This window comes from Streptomyces sp. FH025 (assembly GCF_017427025.1).
In the GTDB taxonomy this organism is placed as follows: Bacteria; Actinomycetota; Actinomycetes; order Streptomycetales; family Streptomycetaceae; genus Kitasatospora.
Genome location: NZ_JAFLNG010000091.1, coordinates 1 through 17,200 on the forward strand (window position 1 = coordinate 1; position 17,200 = coordinate 17,200).

Annotated in this window: 21 protein-coding genes; 11 read left to right on the forward strand and 10 right to left on the reverse strand. The window is 70.4% G+C overall.

The window, feature by feature from the left end; translation table 11 throughout:
- Together J0670_RS09640 and J0670_RS09645 are read left to right on the forward strand one after the other, a co-directional pair.
- The coding region (locus J0670_RS09640) for an FAD-dependent monooxygenase (RefSeq protein ID WP_207811042.1) at positions 1 to 1,099 on the forward strand (1,099 nt) is incomplete at its 5' end.
- Positions 1,100 to 1,190: 91 nt separating this feature from the next.
- Complete coding sequence (locus tag J0670_RS09645) at positions 1,191 to 2,270, forward strand: pyridoxal phosphate-dependent aminotransferase (RefSeq protein WP_207811043.1); 1,080 nt, start codon at positions 1,191 to 1,193, stop codon at positions 2,268 to 2,270.
- On the opposite strand, the gene J0670_RS09650 is transcribed toward J0670_RS09645, so the two are convergent.
- The 4 genes from J0670_RS09650 to J0670_RS09665 form a co-directional block, all read right to left on the reverse strand.
- Complete coding sequence (locus tag J0670_RS09650; protein ID WP_207811044.1) at positions 2,224 to 3,027, reverse strand: serine hydrolase; 804 nt, start codon at positions 3,025 to 3,027, stop codon at positions 2,224 to 2,226. The genes J0670_RS09645 and J0670_RS09650 overlap by 47 nt on opposite strands.
- Before the next feature lie 24 nt (positions 3,028 to 3,051).
- The gene (locus J0670_RS09655; RefSeq protein ID WP_207811045.1) at positions 3,052 to 3,342 is read right to left on the reverse strand and encodes a DUF397 domain-containing protein; all 291 of its coding nucleotides are present in this window, start codon (positions 3,340 to 3,342) and stop codon (positions 3,052 to 3,054) included.
- Between the two features lie 65 nt (positions 3,343 to 3,407).
- On the reverse strand, positions 3,408 to 3,593 hold the full coding sequence (locus J0670_RS09660; protein ID WP_207811046.1) for a DUF397 domain-containing protein: 186 nt from the start codon (positions 3,591 to 3,593) through the stop codon (positions 3,408 to 3,410).
- A gap of 2 nt (positions 3,594 to 3,595) precedes the next feature.
- A complete protein-coding gene (locus tag J0670_RS09665; protein WP_307806457.1) occupies positions 3,596 to 4,447 on the reverse strand; it encodes a helix-turn-helix transcriptional regulator in 852 nt (283 codons plus the stop codon).
- Between the two features lie 92 nt (positions 4,448 to 4,539).
- Here J0670_RS09665 and J0670_RS09670 point away from each other — a divergent pair, with 92 nt between their 5' ends.
- Positions 4,540 to 5,058: an NUDIX domain-containing protein gene (locus J0670_RS09670; protein WP_207811047.1), complete on the forward strand. Its 519-nt coding sequence runs from the start codon at positions 4,540 to 4,542 to the stop codon at positions 5,056 to 5,058.
- Between the two features lie 148 nt (positions 5,059 to 5,206).
- Here the strand turns inward: J0670_RS09670 and J0670_RS09675 are convergent, their stop codons facing one another.
- Positions 5,207 to 5,950 carry an alpha/beta fold hydrolase gene (locus tag J0670_RS09675; protein WP_207811048.1) on the reverse strand — a complete coding sequence of 248 codons (744 nt, stop codon included), beginning with the start codon at positions 5,948 to 5,950 and terminating at the stop codon, positions 5,207 to 5,209.
- A gap of 49 nt (positions 5,951 to 5,999) precedes the next feature.
- Here J0670_RS09675 and J0670_RS09680 point away from each other — a divergent pair, with 49 nt between their 5' ends.
- Positions 6,000 to 6,377 carry a helix-turn-helix domain-containing protein gene (locus J0670_RS09680; protein WP_207811049.1) on the forward strand — a complete coding sequence of 126 codons (378 nt, stop codon included), beginning with the start codon at positions 6,000 to 6,002 and terminating at the stop codon, positions 6,375 to 6,377.
- 317 nt (positions 6,378 to 6,694) lie between these two features.
- Here the strand turns inward: J0670_RS09680 and J0670_RS09685 are convergent, their stop codons facing one another.
- Positions 6,695 to 7,213 carry a CAP domain-containing protein gene (locus J0670_RS09685; protein WP_207811061.1) on the reverse strand — a complete coding sequence of 173 codons (519 nt, stop codon included), beginning with the start codon at positions 7,211 to 7,213 and terminating at the stop codon, positions 6,695 to 6,697.
- A gap of 1,053 nt (positions 7,214 to 8,266) precedes the next feature.
- Between J0670_RS09685 and J0670_RS09690 the strand changes: the two genes are divergently transcribed.
- The 5 genes from J0670_RS09690 (at position 8,267) to J0670_RS09710 (ending at position 12,577) form a co-directional block, all read left to right on the forward strand.
- Positions 8,267 to 9,463: an ATP-binding protein gene (locus J0670_RS09690; protein WP_207811050.1), complete on the forward strand. Its 1,197-nt coding sequence runs from the start codon at positions 8,267 to 8,269 to the stop codon at positions 9,461 to 9,463.
- An 84-nt stretch (positions 9,464 to 9,547) separates the two neighbouring features.
- Positions 9,548 to 9,769, forward strand: coding sequence for a hypothetical protein (locus J0670_RS09695; RefSeq protein ID WP_207811051.1), 222 nt, complete (start codon positions 9,548 to 9,550; stop codon positions 9,767 to 9,769).
- A 31-nt stretch (positions 9,770 to 9,800) separates the two neighbouring features.
- A complete protein-coding gene (locus J0670_RS09700; RefSeq protein ID WP_207811052.1) occupies positions 9,801 to 10,034 on the forward strand; it encodes a hypothetical protein in 234 nt (77 codons plus the stop codon).
- A 323-nt stretch (positions 10,035 to 10,357) separates the two neighbouring features.
- Entirely contained in the window at positions 10,358 to 11,662 is a 1,305-nt protein-coding gene (locus tag J0670_RS09705) for an MFS transporter (protein WP_207811053.1), read from the forward strand.
- A 150-nt stretch (positions 11,663 to 11,812) separates the two neighbouring features.
- Positions 11,813 to 12,577 (forward strand): alpha/beta hydrolase, encoded by a 765-nt coding sequence (locus tag J0670_RS09710; RefSeq protein WP_207811054.1) that lies wholly within the window; start codon positions 11,813 to 11,815, stop codon positions 12,575 to 12,577.
- A 63-nt stretch (positions 12,578 to 12,640) separates the two neighbouring features.
- Here J0670_RS09710 and J0670_RS09715 read toward each other — a convergent pair whose 3' ends face one another.
- Entirely contained in the window at positions 12,641 to 13,555 is a 915-nt protein-coding gene (locus J0670_RS09715) for a hypothetical protein (protein WP_207811055.1), read from the reverse strand.
- Positions 13,556 to 13,645: 90 nt separating this feature from the next.
- Between J0670_RS09715 and J0670_RS09720 the strand changes: the two genes are divergently transcribed.
- On the forward strand, positions 13,646 to 14,179 hold the full coding sequence (locus tag J0670_RS09720) for a GNAT family N-acetyltransferase (RefSeq protein WP_207811056.1): 534 nt from the start codon (positions 13,646 to 13,648) through the stop codon (positions 14,177 to 14,179).
- A 606-nt stretch (positions 14,180 to 14,785) separates the two neighbouring features.
- Here the strand turns inward: J0670_RS09720 and J0670_RS09725 are convergent.
- Positions 14,786 to 15,325, reverse strand: coding sequence for an RNA polymerase sigma factor (locus J0670_RS09725; protein ID WP_207811057.1), 540 nt, complete (start codon positions 15,323 to 15,325; stop codon positions 14,786 to 14,788).
- Between the two features lie 204 nt (positions 15,326 to 15,529).
- Between J0670_RS09725 and J0670_RS09730 the strand changes: the two genes are divergently transcribed.
- Positions 15,530 to 15,898, forward strand: coding sequence for a hypothetical protein (locus J0670_RS09730; RefSeq protein ID WP_207811058.1), 369 nt, complete (start codon positions 15,530 to 15,532; stop codon positions 15,896 to 15,898).
- Between the two features lie 67 nt (positions 15,899 to 15,965).
- On the opposite strand, the gene J0670_RS09735 is transcribed toward J0670_RS09730, so the two are convergent.
- Both J0670_RS09735 and J0670_RS09740 read right to left on the reverse strand, forming a co-directional pair.
- A complete protein-coding gene (locus J0670_RS09735; protein WP_243436780.1) occupies positions 15,966 to 16,844 on the reverse strand; it encodes a DUF4184 family protein in 879 nt (292 codons plus the stop codon).
- 25 nt (positions 16,845 to 16,869) lie between these two features.
- The gene (locus J0670_RS09740; protein ID WP_207811059.1) at positions 16,870 to 17,151 is read right to left on the reverse strand and encodes a hypothetical protein; all 282 of its coding nucleotides are present in this window, start codon (positions 17,149 to 17,151) and stop codon (positions 16,870 to 16,872) included.
- Between the last annotated feature and the right edge of the window lie 49 nt (positions 17,152 to 17,200).

A 17,200-nucleotide genomic window follows, 5' to 3' on the forward strand; every position in this document is an offset into this window, starting at 1 on the left:
CGGCATCGGCGGCCTCACCCTCGCCACCGCCCTCGCCCGGCGCGGCCACCACGTCGAAGTCGCCGAGCTGCGCGACCGCCTGGAGGCCCTCGGGGTCGGCATCATCCAGCCCTCCAACGCCCTGCACGTGATGCGCGAGATCGGCGTGCTGGACGAGTGCCTGGCCGTCGGCTTCGAGTGGGAGGTGCTGACCATCTGCGACCCGACCGGCGCCACCCTGGCCGAGATTCCCCAGCCCCGGATGGGCGACGCCCCCTCCAACAACGGCATCCCGCGCCCCGCCCTGGCCCGGGTGCTCGCCGACGCCGCCGTCTCGGCCGGCGCGCAGATACGTTTCGGCACCACCATCGCCTCGGTGACGGACGACGGCGAGGGCGTGGACGTCACCCTCAGCGACGGTCACGCCGCCCGCTACGACCTGGTCGTCGGCTTCGACGGCATCGGCTCGCCGCTGCGCAGGCACCTGTACGGCGACGCGTACGCCCCCGAGTACACCGGATTCGCCAACTGGCGCGTCACGCTGCCCCGTTCGCCCGAGCTCACGGGCGTGCTGATGTCGGCCGGCAACCTCAGGGCCAAGGCGCTGCTCACCCCGATCAGCGAGGACCTCATGTACCTGGGCTCGGTGTTCGCCGAGCCCGAGGACTTCCGGCCGGACCCTTCCCACGCCCACGAGCAGCTGCGCGAGCGTCTGGCCGGCTTCGGCGGCCCGATCGCCGAAGCCCTGGAGCAGATCACCGACCCGGCCGCCGTGGTCTACTCCCGCATCTCCCAGGTGACCGTCGAGGAGCCCTGGCACGTCGGCCGCGTCGTGCTGGCCGGCGACGCCGCCCACGCCTCCACCCCGCACCTCGCCCAGGGCGCCGCGATGGCCGTCGAGGACGCCCTCGTCCTCGCCCAGAGCCTGGACACCGCTGACGGCGTCCCCGCCGCCCTCGCCGCCTGGGAGGAGCGCCGCCGCCCGCGCGCCATGTGGGTGCAGTCGCTGTCCCGGGCCATCCTCAAGCAGGAGACCGGCACCCCGACCACGCCCGAGGAGGACGAGCTGCTGAAGGTCGGCGTCCCGGGCGCCGCGCACGTGCTGGTCAAGCCGTACTGAGCCTGGTTGTACGGGCCCGCGCGGGGTTGCGCCCGCGCGGGCCGCGTAGCAGGCTGGCCGCCGTCCTGCCCGTCTGCCGCCGGAGGTACGGATGTCCTCGCTGTTCCACATGCTCGACCTGCACGAGGCCGTGGAACGCGAGCGGCTGGACCCGGGCGGGCGACTCTTCGTCTCCGACTACAACGGCGGACACCCTTTCGTCGCCGACTACTTGGGCCCGCTCGCCCACACTCCGGCGCACCTGCTCGGCGACGTCACCCGCTACTCCGCCATCGACGAGGACCCGGCACTACGCGCCAAGATCGCCCGGCTGCACAGCACGTACGACGACGTACCGTACGGGCCCGGGAACGTCATCCCCGCCGGCGGGTCCAGCAGCCTGCTCGGCACGCTGTGCACCTGGCTGCACCTGACCGGCGTGCGGAAGGTCCACTACCTGCCGCCCGTCTATTACAAACTCGCCTACTTCTTCCGGCAGTTCGGCATCGAACCGGTGCGCGTGAGCGACCTGCACGCCCACCAGGACGGCTTCGCGCCGGAGTTGCCCGACGAGCGCACCGTCCTGCTGCTCACCGACCCGCTCTGGTACACCGGGCGGCCCGTCCCGGCGGAGGTGCTGAAGCGGATCGGCGAATGGCAACGGGCCACCGGCTCCCTGGTGTTCGTGGACGGCACCTTCCAGTACCTCCGCTGGGACGGCACCCGTCGCGAGGAGAGCGCCGCCGCCCTGCCCGTCGAACTCACCCTGCGGCTGGTCTCCCCCACCAAGTACCTGTCCATCCACGGCCACCGCTGCGCTCACCTGCTCGTCCCCGAGCACCTGCGCGAGACCCTCGCCGAGCTGCACATCAACCTGCACGGTGACGTGACCCTCGCCGACCGCCTCTTCGCCCACCGCGCCGCCGAACTGATGCTCGACGGCGAGGGCAACCGGCGGCTGGTCGAGCACATCCGCGCCAATCACCAACGCCTGCTGGACAGCGGCGCGTTGCGGGCCTCCGCCCCGGTCGAGACCGGCTTCTTCCTCTTCGCCGAGCCCGTCGCCCCGGCCGAACGGCTGCTCGCCCTGGAGCAACGGCACTTCGAACTCACCGGGTACGACGGGTTCGTCAGGATCAACCTGCTCAACGAGCCCGCGCTGACGGGGCTCCAGGCCTTCGCGCAGCAGTGAGGGAGCTGATCGCGTCACGCCGCTCCCAGACAGCGGCGGAGATCCGGGCCAGCAGCCGGGCCGCCGGGTCGGTGTGGTCCGCGCCGTTGGCGAGCGGGCCGGTGTAGCAGACGGCGATGAGGTACGGCGGGCAGTCGGCCGGATGAACAAGGCCGACGCAGTGCCGGACGCCCGGGAACCAGCCGTTCTTGAACGCGATCCTGGTGTTCGACGGAAGGCCGGCCGCGAGGTCCACCCGGAACTCGTTGCGCTCCAGGAGTTCGAGGAGTTCGGGCACGTCGCCGATCGACCGCAGCAGCCGCACGAGATCGCGGGCGCTCACCCGGTTGTGCACGCCCGCGTCGCGCGCCGCGTAGTCCTCGATCCCGCGCGGGCTGGAACTGCGGGTCGCACCCGCGCTGCGCCACACCTCGGCCACCGCACGGGGGTCCGTACGGGCCAGGCAGAGGTTGGTCGCCAGGTTGGAGGAGTGCGTGATCATCCGCTCAGCAAGCAGGCTCAACGGCACGTGCGTGCCCAGGAGTTCCCAGGGCAGCGGATCACTGTCCCAGTCCGGATCGTTCCCGAACTCCCCACCCACGACAGACTCGAACCGGTTCACCACCGGCACCTCGGCATCGAGGTTCACCCCGGAGCGGACGAGCGCGGCGAGCACCGCGACCTTCATCGTGCTCGCCGCATCGTGCAACACATCCGGCGCACGCACGAACACCGGCTCCGCCTCGCCCGCCCAGGGCGCTACAACAACAGAGAGCATGGAGGAAGCGTAGGGGAGGTCGCGTCAGATCCTGCTGGCCGACGCGAACTTCACGAATGCCTGCCAGGCGTCGGGGGTGAAGGTGAGGTGGGGGCCGCTCTTGTCCTTGGAGTCACGGACGAGGACGGCGGCAGTCGTCTCGGCGACCTCGACGCACTCCGCGCCCTCGTTGCTGCTGTAACTGCTCTTGCGCCACGCGATCTCGACGCAAGCAGCGCCTTCATTACTGCTGTAGCTGCTCTTGCGCCAGGCGATCTCGACGCAGTTGGCGCCTTCGTTGCCGCTGTAACTGCTCTTGAACCAGAGGAGTTCCATGCCTGACGACGGTACGCCAACGGCCCGCCGCTCGGAAGCGGTGGGCCGTTGAGGAGAGGTCCGGATCAGACCTCGTTGGTGGCGGCGAACGTCACGAACGCCTCCCACGCGGCCAGCTCGAACGCCAACTGCGGACCGCTCTTGTCCTTCGAGTCACGCACGTGGACGACGCCCGGGGTCTCAGCGACCTCGATGCACTGGGCGCCCTCGTTGGTGCTGTAACTGCTCTTGAACCACGCCAGCTCAGCCATGTTTACCGCTCTCCCAGGATCAGTTCGATCAAGGCCAGGGACTCCTTCATGTCGAGCGCCTGGGCCCTGAGGGTGCCGTACCGTGCGGCCATCCTACGCACGTCCTCCGGGTCCGTGATCAGCCGATTCACGTGCTGTACCTCGACGTACGCGATCTGCGGCCGACCAGGCGGAGTGAGGATCGTGAAGGGTCCCCCCATCCCCGCGTTCTGCTCTTTGGTGAGGGGCATGACCTGCAGCTCCAACCCGCGAATCTCAGCGATCTTGAGCAGGTGACGCAGTTGCTCTTGATGCGTACCCCAACCTCCGAGGGGCCTCCTCAGCACGCTCTCGTCCACGACCCAACTCATCACGGGAAGAGGCCACCTGGTCAGGATCTCCTGGCGCGCCAACCTAGCCGCGACCCACTCATCAATCTGCTCTGTCGAAAGCCACGGCCTGCGCATCTCGTAGAGGGCCCGGGCGTGCGCTTCGGTCTGAAGCAGTCCCGGAATGGCGAACATGCTGTACTCGTGGATCTCCAGGGCCTTCGACTCCACGGACGTGAAGTTCTTGTTGAACGCCGGGTGCCGCGTGGACATCCGGACCTTCGCCTTCATCACGTCGTCCGCGACGAGCCTCAGCAGACCGCCCGCGTTGAGCAGGTCGTCGGCCATCTCCAGGAACTCGATCCTGGGCGTCCGAACACCCCGCTCCATCGCGCCGATCTGGTCCTCGCCGTAGCCGGTCAGCCTGCCCAGCTCCCTCTGCGTGATCCCGGCCCGCTCCCGGAAGTACTTGATCATCTTTCCCACGGCGGCGTAGAACTCCGAGACCCCGTCCGAGCTCTCCGCCGTCTCGCCGTCATCGAACACCGTGCGCTCAACTCCACCCCCTAACCCGCCAGGAGTGGGAAGTCGGCCCCACCGACTTCCCACTCCTCCACCATCGATTCGGAGCAACTTCCATGAAGGACAAGGAACCCCGCCGCCGCCTCGGCTGCGTCGTGGTCACCACCCGCGAGGACACCGGCGCCGTCCTGACAGTCCAGACCACCTACCGCAAGAACCCGATCCTGCCCGGCGGCGCCGCCCACCCGAACGAGCTGGTCGGCGCCGCCGCCGCCCGGGAACTCCTGGAGGAACTCGGCCTGGCCCTCCCGCTCACCCACTTCATCGCCGTCGACCAGATGGACGCCAACAAACAGTCAGGCGCGGTCGAGGGCATCAACATCGTCCTCGACGGCGGCCAGTTGAGCGCCGACCAAGCCGACGCCGTCTCCGTCCCCGACACGGACACCGCACGACAGGAGATCGCCGACGTGCTCTGGATCCTGCCCGAACACCTCGACCACGCACTCGACCCCGAACAGGCCGCCCGCATCCGACAAGCCCTCGCCGCCCGCGCGGCCGGCCACCGACTGCCCCTGCTCTTCAGGGGCGAGCCGACCGGAAAGTCGCGTGCCATCCGTGCCGACCGGCCGTAAGGTCCCCGGCGTCAAGGAGGACCAGGAGTGATCAACGATCCCGTGCCTGCGCCTGTACCCGGTCTCGAATCACACGGATATGACGGGCCATCACCGGACGATCCAACTCAAGCCGCGGCCACGCAAGGCCCCTGCGCCGGGCAATCGGTCAGTCGACCTTCAACAGCAGGTCGGTGAGTGCGTCCGGCACGGTGACCATGCAGTCATGGCCGCTCCGCAGCTCCCACACCTGCGACTCAGCGCCGCCCGGCTGCACCGCCGGAACTACGCGGCGCGTGACGTCCCCCGGTGCGCTGCCGACACAGTGGATGTGCGTCCGGCGAATCGCGTCCACGGCCGGGTTGTCCAGCCGGACCGGCTGCAGGAAGCAGCGCACCGACTCGTCTGACAGCAAGGTGCGCAGCCATGCCGTGTCCGCCGGGTCGGTCACCCCGAAAAGACCCATGGGCGCGGGCATTTCCGGCACGGGCGGGATGCGCCAGGGGGCGTCCGAGGCGGCGGCCGCGTCGATCAGTCGCTGGGTCATCTCGGGTATGACGTCCAGCGCGCTCTCACCGTCGGTCGGGACCATCGCGTCGATGTAGACCAGATGCGCGATCCGGTCCGGGACCTCGCCGGCCACGCCGGAAATGACCATCCCGGCGTAACTGTGCCCGACCAGGACCACGTTGGTGAGATCCTGCTCGCTGAGGAGAGCAACGACGTCGGCGACGTGGGTGTCCAGGTCGACGTCTGGAGTGAGGAGGTGTTCCTTCTCGCCGTGGCCGGTCAGCGAAGGGGCGAACACCCGATGCCCGGCCCGGGTTAGCAAGGGAACCACCCGCTCCCAGACCCGCCCGCTGTGCCAAGCACCATGGACAAGAACGTAGGTTTTCGTGTGCGAGGTACTCATGCGGAAAGACGCTACTGAGCCGATAGGTACCTCTTGGTAACCTTCGGCCATGCGCGACTCAGCCGGAAGCGTCTTCCTCGCCGACTGCCCCGCCCGGCTTGCCATCGACATCATCACCAACAAATGGGCCGTCGTCGTCCTGTTCGCCCTCAGCCGCGAGCCCCGCCGGCACGGTGAACTCGTCGACCTCGTCGGTGGCATCTCCCGCAAGGTACTCACTCAGACACTGCGCAGACTTCAGAGCTACGGTCCGATCGAACGCCATGCCTATGCCGAGGCACCCCCACGGGTCGAATACAGCCTCACCGACCTCGGCCAAACCCTCACAGAACCCATTGCCGCCCTGACCGACTGGGCGAAGACGTACGGCCCCGCCGTCGCCGATTTCCAGGAAGCGGCGCAGCAGGACACCACCTCCGGCACCTGACCCGTGACCGCCACCGGACAGGTGATCGAGAAGGGCACTGTCTGAGCGGTCTCTGAGCCGAGCGGAAAGGCCGGCTCACAGCCTGCCGCTACACCTCGACCACGCGCTCGACCCCGAACAGGCCGCCCGCGTCCGACAGGCCCTCGCCGCCCGCGCGGCCGGCCACCGACTGCCCCTGCTCTTCAGAGGCGAGCCGACCGGAAAATCGCGTGCCATCCGTGCCGACCGGCCGTAAGGTCCCCGGCGTCAAGGGATCGTTCGAGTACCGGAGGTCGGGCGCGGGTCACGGAACACCTGGAATCAGCAGCCGAGCCGCCTCACTGCTGGCAGAATCCAAAGTCCACTACGTAAGTCCCCGCGTCCGCACCGTTGACGGACTGGTCCGCGCTCCCCGGCCTGACTCCCACGCCGACGTCAAGCAGCCCCGGGTCCAAGAGGATGGCTCGGTGCCCTGGGCTGTTCAGCCACCAGTTGATGGCGGCACGGGGTGTACCCGCAGCACCACCTGCGCCCGTGTAGGTGATCTCCCCGAACCTCCACGACGTCGGATTCGGGCAATAGCCGGCGGCCTGGATCCGGCTTCCCGGTGTGGAGCCGGTCTGCGGATTGGTGTGCGGGTCCTTACCTGGCCCCCACCACCTCAAGGCGACAGCGTCCTCAACATGGCCCCTCGCCGCTGACATCAGCGGACGGTGTCCGCTGTTCTGAGCCGGATTGAACGGCAGCCCCCGCGCGCTGCGCTCGGCCCATACTTGGCACAGCGTAGCGAGGTTCGCGTAGCCGGTCTGGACCGGATCAGTACTGCTGGGGGCCGTGTCCTCGTGCCTGAACATCATCGAGCAGAACGGGGGCACGGCGCTCGCCACGGCCGGTGGGGCGACTTGGACGAGTCCGGCGGAAAACAGTCCCGCCGAAACAAGGGCCAGAACACGCCTGGTCCCCGATGCGCGAAGCTTCACGAGATTTCCCTTCCCTCCTCCATCTGTGATCCCAATGGCCGGGCCGCAACGCACAGGCAGTGCCCGCACGTTCCGATGAGCCCTCGCCTCTGCGGAGCTCACGAAGTGCCCCACCGGGGATCATCAGCCGCTTGTCCGACCGCAGCCAAGGACCAGGTCTCTCCAGGAGGACAAGCAGCGCCTCGAAGCGCACGAAGCGGAACTCGGGCCCGTGCGACGAGTTGTTCGTGATTCTCGACAGCACCCACTCTTCCGCGCGGGCCGCACGGCAGCTGCCGCTTGAGCGCTCTCCGCTATCGCGTTGGTGCCAATGGGCAGGATTCACCCGCCTACCCTCTCCCCCTGGTTTCCCGAAGAGAAGGTTCACACCCTCTTCGGCTACGTCCTTGGTGTCAGTCGCACCGTCTTGGACGCCATGACCGAGATCGCCCCCCCTGACGAGGCCTTCTTCGAGGTATCCGCCCTTCCCTGCCACAACAGCCTCTGCTCGACATGGCGTTCCTCTTCCAGTACACCCCTGTTTCACGGCCATTTCCACCGGAGCGATCGCCCGAGGCCGTGGTCGTCGGGCTCGGCATTGACACCTCCAGGAGGCTCCTTTTGGAGTTTTGCATCAGCCTCTGGTCGCCCGTCGCGGTGAAGCCGAGGACCGCAATCTGCCCGGGCTTCGGCAGGAACCGCCGACTGGCCGCCACCCCGTCGCATTTCTTGAAATTCGTGGCCCCGCAGCCGCCCGAAACAGTGCCGCAGACGGCCCCCAGAGGGCCTCAGCGGCAGTGCGACGGCAGTGCGAACCCTTCCCCGGCCAGGCCTTCCCGATCGCCCCTCAGGAGCCCGTCCGCGACTTCGCCAAACTGCCTCTGACCTGGTGTTTTCCCGGAAATCTCCTAGGCTGGGGGAGCTCTGTCGGACACCCTCGGAGGGGGCATCATGAGCGAGGAATCCAAGGCGTACGACGCCAGCACGATCACGGTTCTGGAGGGCCTGGCGGCGGTTCGGAAGCGGCCCGGAATGTACATCGGATCGGTCGGCCAACGCGGCCTTCACCACCTGGTGTTCGAGGTCGCCGAGCGGGCGCTGGACGAGATCCTCGGCGGCACCGCCAGCCGTGTCGAGATCACCCTCACCGCCGACGGCGCCGTCCGCGTCGCCGACGACGGCACGGGTCTCCCGGTCGAGCACGCCGGCCACAGCGACGGCCCTCCGCTGGAGACCCGGTTGGCCGTGCTCGGCTGCGGGGCACAGCCTGCCGACCGACGCTCGCTGTTCGGCGCCCACTTCGGCCTGGGACTGGCCGTCGCCAACGCGCTGTCGGACCGTCTGACGGCCGAGGTTCGGCGCGACGGCGCCCGCTGGGTGCTGGAGTACGAGCGGGGCGCAGCCGTCGCGACACCCACCCGCACCGGACCGGCCGACGGCAGCGGGACCACGATCACCTTCCGGCCCGATCCCGAGATCTTCGAGACACTGGAGTTCTCGTTCGACGCACTGGCCGAACACTTCAGGGAACTAGCTTTCCTGAACCGGGACTTGGACATCACTCTGACCGATGACCGCGGCCCCGCGGCGCCCCGGGCCGTCTGCTTCCGCTTCCCTGGCGGGCTGAGGGACCACATCGCGGAGCAGAGCGCACCCCTCCACCCGGACGTGATCGGCTTCGAACGCGAGTACTCCGAAATGGAGGGAACCGTCGAGGTGGCTCTCCTCTGGTGCGACTCCCCCGAGGAGCGGGTCGCGAGCTACGCCAACAGCCGGCCGACTACCAGCGGCGGCACGCACGAGGTCGGCTTCCGCGACGGCCTGGCGGCCGCCGTCACCGCCTACGCCCGGGAGCGACAGCTGCTCGCCCCGTCCGACCCCGACTTCACCCCCGCCCAGCTCGGCGCGGGCCTGACGGCGGTCGTGTCGGTGAAGCTCGATCACCCCGAGTTCGAGGGGAGCATCCGCGACTGGCTGGGCAACGGCCCCGTCCGCACCTGCGTCGCAGAGGCCGTCCGAGAGCACCTGGCCGCCTGGCTCCGCGCCAACCCGACGCAGGCCGCAGCCGTCCTCGCCCGGATCTCGACGACCACCCGCCACCCACCCGTTCGAGTGAAGAACGGGGCATCACCCGGGCCGGAACACTGACGGAGCAGGAAGTCGGCTCCACCGACTTCCCACTCCAAACCCGTTTGAGGGGGGTCCAATACGTATAGGTCGAGCCGTATCGGTATGGCGATTTCGGCAGCGGCCGTGATGGGCGGCACGGCCGGCGCCAATGCGGCGGCCGTGCCGGCGGTCAACTACGGGCAGTGCGACCACGAGGGGCCCGCCGGCTGCACCACCTATTTCCAGCCGGCCCGCGCGGCGTGTGGCCATGTGGTGGCCTCGTGGAACTCCGGCTACCGCGGCGATGGCTACTTCGCCTACAAGTACCGCACGTACGTGCTATGAAGTGATTCACCGTTGGGATGAGGGGGACATCTTGGGCGTCGTCATCGCGCTCATGGCCGGGCTCGTGGCCACCGTCATTGGCGCCGTCATTTTCCTGGCCCGCCGGGATCGGTCACGTGGCGGATTTTCGGACGACGGCACCGGAATGCTGATCGAGCAGCAGCGTACCGGTCAGGCCTCTCATCTTCGTGGAACCTATTCCAGCGGTGCCGTCCACCACGGAACCGGGCTGGCATCCGACGACCTGCACACGTACTACTCCTAGAAGGCGGCCGGACGTGGCGTGCGGGACCCGCATCCCTGCGTTGGCAGCAAACACTGCTCAAGGGCCGTGGCTTTCCACACCGTGCAACCGAGAGTGACGCCGCAGGGGTTCTTCGGCGCACCCGGCCCCAAGAACCCTTTCCTGTGGCGCTTCCACCGGCGCATGGCCACCGCCGCCATGGCCGATCTCGTGAGCACGTCCCTGTCGTCCCCTCCTCGGGCCGATCGATGAGCTGATGCCCGTCGGGCAACGGCGGGCGCGCCGCAGGTCCGGCTCGCCGACTCGCTTGACCTCAAGCCTGCTTGAGCCACGAGCCTGAGCGGGTGACTCTCCTCCCGGCCACTCGCCTGCTGCCTCAGACCTACCAACCGCTGTTCGCCCACCGCGAGTTCCGGCGGCTGCTGCCGACCCTGGCGGCTTCCGACCTCGGTGACGGGATGAGCATGGTCGCCGTCCCGTGGCTGGCCGTCCTGATCGCGCCTCCCGGCCGGAGCGGGCTGGTGGTCGGCGCCGCCGTCGCCGCCTACGCCCTTCCCGGGGCCGTCGGAGCACTGCTCTTCGGCCGTCGGCTGCGCCGCCTCCCTCCCCGGCGCCTGCTGGTCGCCGACAGCCGGGTGCGCGCGGTGCTCCTCGGGTGCGTGCCCCTGGCCTGGGCGATGGGCGTGCTGCACCCGATCCTCTACGTCGCCCTGCTCGCCGGATCGTCCGTGCTGCACGCCTGGGGCAGTGCGGGAAGGTACTCCCTGCTCGCCCGGATGCTTCCCCCGGAGCAGCGCCTGGCCGCGAACGCGCTGGTCAGCTCCAGCACCTCGGCGGCCGTCATCGTCGGTCCCGCGCTCGCCGGTTTCCTGGCGGTGTCCGTCAGTCCCGCCTGGATCATCGGCCTCGACGCCGTGTCCTTCGCCGTCCTCGCTGTCCGGGTCGGACGGCTGGGCGACGCGCCCGCCGAATCGTCCGTGCCGACCGCGCCAGCCGCGCCGCTCGACACCGGCCGGTCGGCGGCCGGGCTCCACCTGCTGCGCGGCCAACCCGAGTTGCTCGGTGTCCTCGCCCTGACGTGGTCCCTCAATTTCCTCTACGGGCCGGTGGAGGTCGCGCTCCCCTTGCACGTCACCGATGATCTGCATGCCGGTGCGGGCCTTCTCGGGCTGTACTGGACCCTCTACGGCGTCGGTGCCGTGCTGGGCGCCCTGATGGTCGGCACCCTGCGCAGGCTCCCGCTCTGGCCGGTCACCCTGGGCATCGTCGCGGGCTGGGGCCTGGCCCTCCTGCCCTTCGGGCTGGGGATTCCGGCAGCCGCCTCCGTCGCCTGCTTCGCGCTGGGCGGCGTGATCTACGGGCCCTTCACCGCGCTGTCCTTCACCCTGTTCCAGGACCGCACCCCGGCAGCCTGGCTGACCACCGTCCTGGCCACCCGGAGCGCCGTCCTCCTCACCGCCGCTCCCCTGGGCACCGCCCTCGGCGGCCCCCTCACCGCCGCGCTGGGCCCCCACCGGGTGCTGGCCGCTTCGGGCATCGCCACCATCGCCCTCGCCGTCGTCGCCACCGCGGTCCGGGGAATGAGAGCTGCCGGATCGGCGAGCAAGCCCTCGACAAAGGATTGGACGGGACGACGCTCGGACTTGTAACTTGCAGGTGACCGTGATGCCGCCCAAGGAGGTGAGACCCGTGAACGCTGTAGCGATGTGGGTGCTCCCCCTTTCCGTCACGGCCGGCGACTGACGTAGGTGTCGCCGGGAGCGCCTCGACAACAAGGCACTCCCGAAAGGCAACACCCCATGCACTCTCTGCAATTCACCGCCGAGTCGTCGTCGAACGGCATGATCGAGCGCGACTTCACCGTTGGCGGCGTCCCCGGGGTTCTCTGGTCGCCGGCCTCCGGCACCGATCGCGCGCCCCTGGTCCTGATGGGCCACGGCGGCGGCGCCCACAAGAAGCACGTGGCGATGACGGCCCGGGCGCAGCGCCTGGTGACCGGCTGCGGCTTCCACGTCGCCGTCATCGACGCGCCCGGTCACGGCGACCGGCCGCGCAACGCCCAGGACGAGCAGGACATCGCCGAGCTGCGCCAGGCGCAGGCGGCGGGCGAGCCGACCGGCCCGGTCATCATCCGCTACAACGCCCGCCTGGCCGAGCTCGCCGTGCCTGAGTGGCAGGCCGCCCTGGACGCCCTCCAGGAGCTCCCGGAGATCGGCGCCGACGGGCCGGTGGGCTTCGTCGGCATCGGCCTGGGCACCGCGATCGGGATCCCGCTGGTAGCGGCCGAGCCCAGGATCACGGCCGCGGCCTTCGGCCCGCACTGGCCCGACGCCCTGGTCGAGAAGGCCCAGCGGATCACCGTCCCGGTCGAGTTCGCCCTCCAGTGGGACGACGAGCACATTCCGCGCGAGGCCGGCCTCGCGCTGTTCGACGCCTTCGCCTCGAAGGAGAAGACGTTGCACGCCAACGCGGGCAAGCACCTCGAAATGCCCAGGTTCGAGGTCGACAGCACGGTCCGGTTCCTCGCCCGGCACCTCGGCCAGGCGGTCACCACACCGGCCTGAAGGTGAACGGCAGCGGCGCCCGGTCGGTGGACCGACCGGGCGCCGCCCCCGCCCATCGGCCGGTCAGGTCTCGGAGTCCGGAAGCCGCCAGTCGAAGACCAGCAGATCCCGCTCCCAGCCGGGCGATCCGGCCAGTGCGTCGGCCGCCTCGGGCACGCGCAGGAGGCAGCGGTGGCGCAACAGTTCGCGCCGCTCGCCGGGCGTCAGGAGCCTCTCTTCGGGGCCGAGGTTCTCCGGGTGGTCGGGGTGCAGGTGGGCGCTGCCGTCGATCGGACGGTTCCCCGCCACGTTGAGCCGGTCACCGTCCGGGGTCCGGTAGTCGAGGCGGAAGCCGGTGCGCCACTGGGAGTTGCCACCCCAGCCCTGGGACAGGTCGACCGTCGGCCGGTGGCGGCGCCGGAAGGTCCAGTACAGCGGCGAGCGGTCCGCGACGCCGCGCTGCGCGTGCTCGACGCCCGCGCGGATCCGCACGCCGGCCCGGTTGAACAGCAGCCTGCCCAGCATCAGGCCGGGCCAGAGGACCTCGGTGATCTCGATCGGCGCGTGCGGGTCGTCGGCCTGGTCGACCTCGACGATCTCGTGGAGGAACGGATCGAACGGGTCGAACGCGTCGAACGCGTCGCCGTCCTCGAACGGCGCCATGCCGAGCGAGGCGAACACGTCGAGGTACTCGCGCTGCGAGAGGGGGTGCCGCAGGTCCGGCGAGCCGGGCTCGTCGGAGGGAGGCTGGAAGGGGAGCAGCAGCCGGTCGCTGACCCGGTGCAGGGCGTAGAGCTCCCACACGAGTTGCCGACCGGTGGGCCCCGTTCCCTCCTCGGCCCACCATGAGTCGTCTTCGGCCGCCGTGGCCAGCCGGGCGCGGTAGCCGTCCCGAGCCGCCCGGTCGAGCCACGGCACGACGATCGTCCCGTACGGCTCCACCCCCTCGTACCACCCCAGGGCCTCGTACAGTTCCCGCGCATCCACCCCGTCAGCCATGCCGGGAGCCTACGCGGGTCGCACGAGAAGTCGGCCCCGCCGACTTCTCGTGCGACGGGTCATGGCCTTGCCGTGCGGTAGGTTCCAACGATGGATGATCTCGGACCCGTCGCCTGGCCGCCCGCCCCGATCAGGACCGAAAGGCTCGTGCTCCGCGCGTCCGAGGCCCGGGACCGTGCGGCGTTCATCGAACTGCTGGCCTCGCCGGAGGTGCACACCTACCTCGGCGGCCCCCGGTCGCGTGACGAGCTCGAACGCACGACGCCCGAGGCGCCCGAGCAGTGGCCCGGGAGCTTCGTCGTCGATCTCGACGGGTCGATGATCGGCCAGATCCTGCTCAGGAGGGCAGCGGAGGACCGCCGCCCGACCGTCGCGGGCAGGGCCGAACTCGGCTACCTGTTCCTGCCGCAGGCATGGGGCCACGGGTACGCCTCCGAGGCGTGCACGGCGGCCCTCGACTGGCTCGCCAGGGCGCTTCCCGGCGAACCGGTGGTGCTCGCCACCCAGACCGCCAACCTCCCCTCGATGCGCCTCGCGGCGAAGCTGGGCTTCACCGAGGTGGAGCGGTTCGAGGCCTGGGACGCCGAGCAGTGGCTCGGCATGTGGTCCCCGCCGTCCGCCTGAGCCGACTGCGGCTCCCGAGCAGGCCTGCTGCCACCTCTACTGGCAGCAGGCCTGCTCAGGGGTGCCCCGGGCTATAGCCGCAGGGGAGGCGGGGCCGCCGCACTGCCGGCCGCCGTCAGGAGCCCCACGGCGTCCCGCCGGCTGACCGTCGCGCACGCGTGGACGACCAGTACGAGTTGGAGCACCAGCACGTGCACCCACCGAACCGTCGGTGTGACCCGCGGCCCGACACCTTTCTTCGGGCACTCCGAGCGCCTCACAACATCCCCCCCGTCTCCGTGACCGACCACGGGACGTCCCACATCGACAGATCCCCCGCCTGCTCGCCGACGGGGTCGCCGAGGGCGTTCGCCCCCGCGGACAACCCGGCGTACAACGTGTCCCAGCTCTCGTACACGTCGGTCCCCCCGACCCCCTGCTGGTTCTGCGGCCGCGCCCCCCGTGGCGGCCGCCCGAACTCCTGCATACGTTTTCCCTTCCCGTGACACCGCCGGTGGTCCGGCGTTCGCAGACGCCGCCACCGGTCGCGAGGCTCCTCTTGGCGCCCCGACCCGGGCCCGCGGGCCGACCGATCGGCCGGCCCGCGGACCCTAGACGCGGACCCAGTCAGTCGGCCTCCCGGCGCGGCAGCGGGACCGGGGCCGTCCGCGCCCGCTCGTTCGCCCTCTTCAGCTCGCGGGAGACGGTGGACGCGGAGATCCCGAGGGTCTCGGCGATCTCCGTCCCCTTCCAGAGCCAGATGTGGTGGAGTTCCCAGATCCTCGCCTGCCGCTGGTCGCCGATCGCCTTGTGGACGATCCGCAGCAGTTCCTCGAACTCCAGCCGGGCGCCCGGGTCGGTGCCGTCGGGGCCGGGGTCCCGGGCCGTCGCGGGCCGACTCCCCTCGGGGATCTCCGCGACCGGTTCCTCCCGGCGGGCAGCGGCCGACCTCCAGTGGTCGATGGCCATCCGCCGTGCCACGGTGGTGGCGTAGGCGATCACCGGCCGGTGGAACACCGTCCCCTTGCGGACCTCGTTGATCACGACCATGCAGGTCCTGGCCGCGATGTTCTCGGCCGTCTGCTCGTCGTGCGTCATCTCGCGGAGACTGGTCACCAGGCGCGGCAGGAGGTCACGGACGAGCTCCTCAAGATGCGCCTCGCTCATCGGCGCCGACGGGGACGAGCCATGAGCGCCCGCCCCTTCCGACTTCGCCATGGGCGTCCTTCCGTTGGACTTCGCGGGGGTGGTCCGACGCCATCCCTCACTCCTTCGACGATGTGGAACTCCCTTTCCTTGCACGGGCGTCGACCAGGCCCGACGCGGCGTGGGCCGGTGGCAGCGCGACCGCCCCCACCTCGTCGAGGAGGCATGAAGCTCTCCATGGTTCCCCCCACCGCGCCGCACACCCTCTTCCTCGGCGAGGACGTGACGGGCTGGCGCACCGCGCTGCTGGCGGCGCTGCTGGCGGCCGTCGTCCTCGAAGTCTCCACCGCCGTGCTCCGCAACGCCCTGCTGCGCGTGCCCGGCGTCCTGCTGACCGCACTCGTCGGCCCGCAGCTGACGAAGCCCGCCCGGCTCCGTCTGATGCCGCGGTGGCGGGCGGAGTTGTCGCAGCGGCTGGCCGCCGGACCGCGCCGACTGCGCCGGTACGTCGCCGCGCTGTGGTTCGTCCTGACGCTCGCCTGGGGCAGCGCCCGCCACCGGGCCGCCGCCCTCGGCCTGCCGCCCCGTCGATAGGAACCGCCCGGACCGGCCGCTGCGAGGAGTGGGAAGTCGGCCCCGCCGACTTCCCACTCCTCCGGGCTTACGGGAGAGCCGACTTCGCCTGCGGGGCGTCGTCGTACAGCTCGCTGGCTCCGGCCTCCCGGGGGCGGGCGGCCATGACGGCCCGCCGGATCCACCATGCGAGGACGTAGAGAGCCAGGCTGACGATCAGACCGGCGCCCGCGCCCTTCGCCGCGTCGGACAGCGCCCCTTCGACCACGGCGCTCAGGGGCAGTCCGGTGGCGACCTCCTCCGGGCCGGTGAGCCACCGCCAGGCGTGGGCGACGGCCCCGACGGCGGTGACCAGGGCCATCGCCAGGAGGACCCGGCGCCGGGCCGCTCCGCCGGGCCCGGTGCGGCGGCCGTCACCGGTGAGGAGGCGGGCCCGGCCGCGCCACCCGTACACCGCGAGGGCGGCCAGGCCGCCGATCGTGCTCACGTGTTGCAGTGCGCGCGCCCAACTGAGGCCGCCCACCATCGCGTTGTCGAGCCAGGGTGCGTGGGTGACCACGAAGCCGTCGAAGTGGGTGAAGGAGTCCCAGACCAGGTGCGTGGCGATGCCGATCAGCGCCGACAGCACGATCCACCCGGCGCGCCGCACCAGCGCACCGACGCTCCCGGGCCACGACGGGGCGGCGGCGAGCGACAGCAGGGACGCCAGCGGGCGGTGGCCGGCGCGCAGCAGCGCCCACAGGGTGAGGGCGTACGGCAGGGTGACGGGGACGACGCCCGAAACGCCATGGGTGGTGGTGGCGTTGACGAAGGGCTCGTACCAGGACCGCGCGCTGACGGGCAGTCCCACCGTGGAGACGAAGTACGGCATGTCCGGCGCGACGGCCCCCGCGACCAGCGCGGCTCTGCTGAACGGCCGCCGCAGCAACGGCAGTACGGCCGCGGGGTGGGCCAGGGTGAACGGCATGGGCTTCCTCTCACGTCGGCTCGACTCAGAGGACGAAGTAGCTCCCTCCGAAGGTCCGCTGGGAGGTGTCGGGAGGAATCTCCGCCGTCACCGGGCCCTGGCAGTTCGCCGCGGAATGCACCAGGACCGTCGAGTCCGTGAAGTTCTCGATGAACACCGGCGACGAGGTCGCGTAGCAACCCCGCGGCGGGTTCTGGTGGAGCACGCCGTTGACCACCAGGAACCCCGTCGCGGCCTGCGCCGGCACCGCGAGGGCGAGCACCCCGACGACGGCCAGCAGACCGATCCCCGTGAGACGACGACGCATGGCTGTTCTCCCTTCCGAGGCCGCACGGATGGGGCCCGGCGCCTCTTCG

Coding starts and splice junctions, on each gene's coding strand:
- J0670_RS09645 (WP_207811043.1), top strand. CDS start 1,191: ATGTCCTCGCTGTTCCACATGCTCGACCTGCACGAGGCCGTGGAACGC.
- J0670_RS09650 (WP_207811044.1), bottom strand. CDS start 3,027: ATGCTCTCTGTTGTTGTAGCGCCCTGGGCGGGCGAGGCGGAGCCGGTG.
- J0670_RS09655 (WP_207811045.1), bottom strand. CDS start 3,342: ATGGAACTCCTCTGGTTCAAGAGCAGTTACAGCGGCAACGAAGGCGCC.
- J0670_RS09660 (WP_207811046.1), bottom strand. CDS start 3,593: ATGGCTGAGCTGGCGTGGTTCAAGAGCAGTTACAGCACCAACGAGGGC.
- J0670_RS09670 (WP_207811047.1), top strand. CDS start 4,540: ATGAAGGACAAGGAACCCCGCCGCCGCCTCGGCTGCGTCGTGGTCACC.
- J0670_RS09675 (WP_207811048.1), bottom strand. CDS start 5,950: ATGAGTACCTCGCACACGAAAACCTACGTTCTTGTCCATGGTGCTTGG.
- J0670_RS09680 (WP_207811049.1), top strand. CDS start 6,000: ATGCGCGACTCAGCCGGAAGCGTCTTCCTCGCCGACTGCCCCGCCCGG.
- J0670_RS09685 (WP_207811061.1), bottom strand. CDS start 7,213: ATGATGTTCAGGCACGAGGACACGGCCCCCAGCAGTACTGATCCGGTC.
- J0670_RS09690 (WP_207811050.1), top strand. CDS start 8,267: ATGAGCGAGGAATCCAAGGCGTACGACGCCAGCACGATCACGGTTCTG.
- J0670_RS09695 (WP_207811051.1), top strand. CDS start 9,548: ATGGCGATTTCGGCAGCGGCCGTGATGGGCGGCACGGCCGGCGCCAAT.
- J0670_RS09710 (WP_207811054.1), top strand. CDS start 11,813: ATGCACTCTCTGCAATTCACCGCCGAGTCGTCGTCGAACGGCATGATC.
- J0670_RS09715 (WP_207811055.1), bottom strand. CDS start 13,555: ATGGCTGACGGGGTGGATGCGCGGGAACTGTACGAGGCCCTGGGGTGG.
- J0670_RS09720 (WP_207811056.1), top strand. CDS start 13,646: ATGGATGATCTCGGACCCGTCGCCTGGCCGCCCGCCCCGATCAGGACC.
- J0670_RS09725 (WP_207811057.1), bottom strand. CDS start 15,325: ATGAGCGAGGCGCATCTTGAGGAGCTCGTCCGTGACCTCCTGCCGCGC.
- J0670_RS09730 (WP_207811058.1), top strand. CDS start 15,530: ATGAAGCTCTCCATGGTTCCCCCCACCGCGCCGCACACCCTCTTCCTC.
- J0670_RS09735 (WP_243436780.1), bottom strand. CDS start 16,844: ATGCCGTTCACCCTGGCCCACCCCGCGGCCGTACTGCCGTTGCTGCGG.
- J0670_RS09740 (WP_207811059.1), bottom strand. CDS start 17,151: ATGCGTCGTCGTCTCACGGGGATCGGTCTGCTGGCCGTCGTCGGGGTG.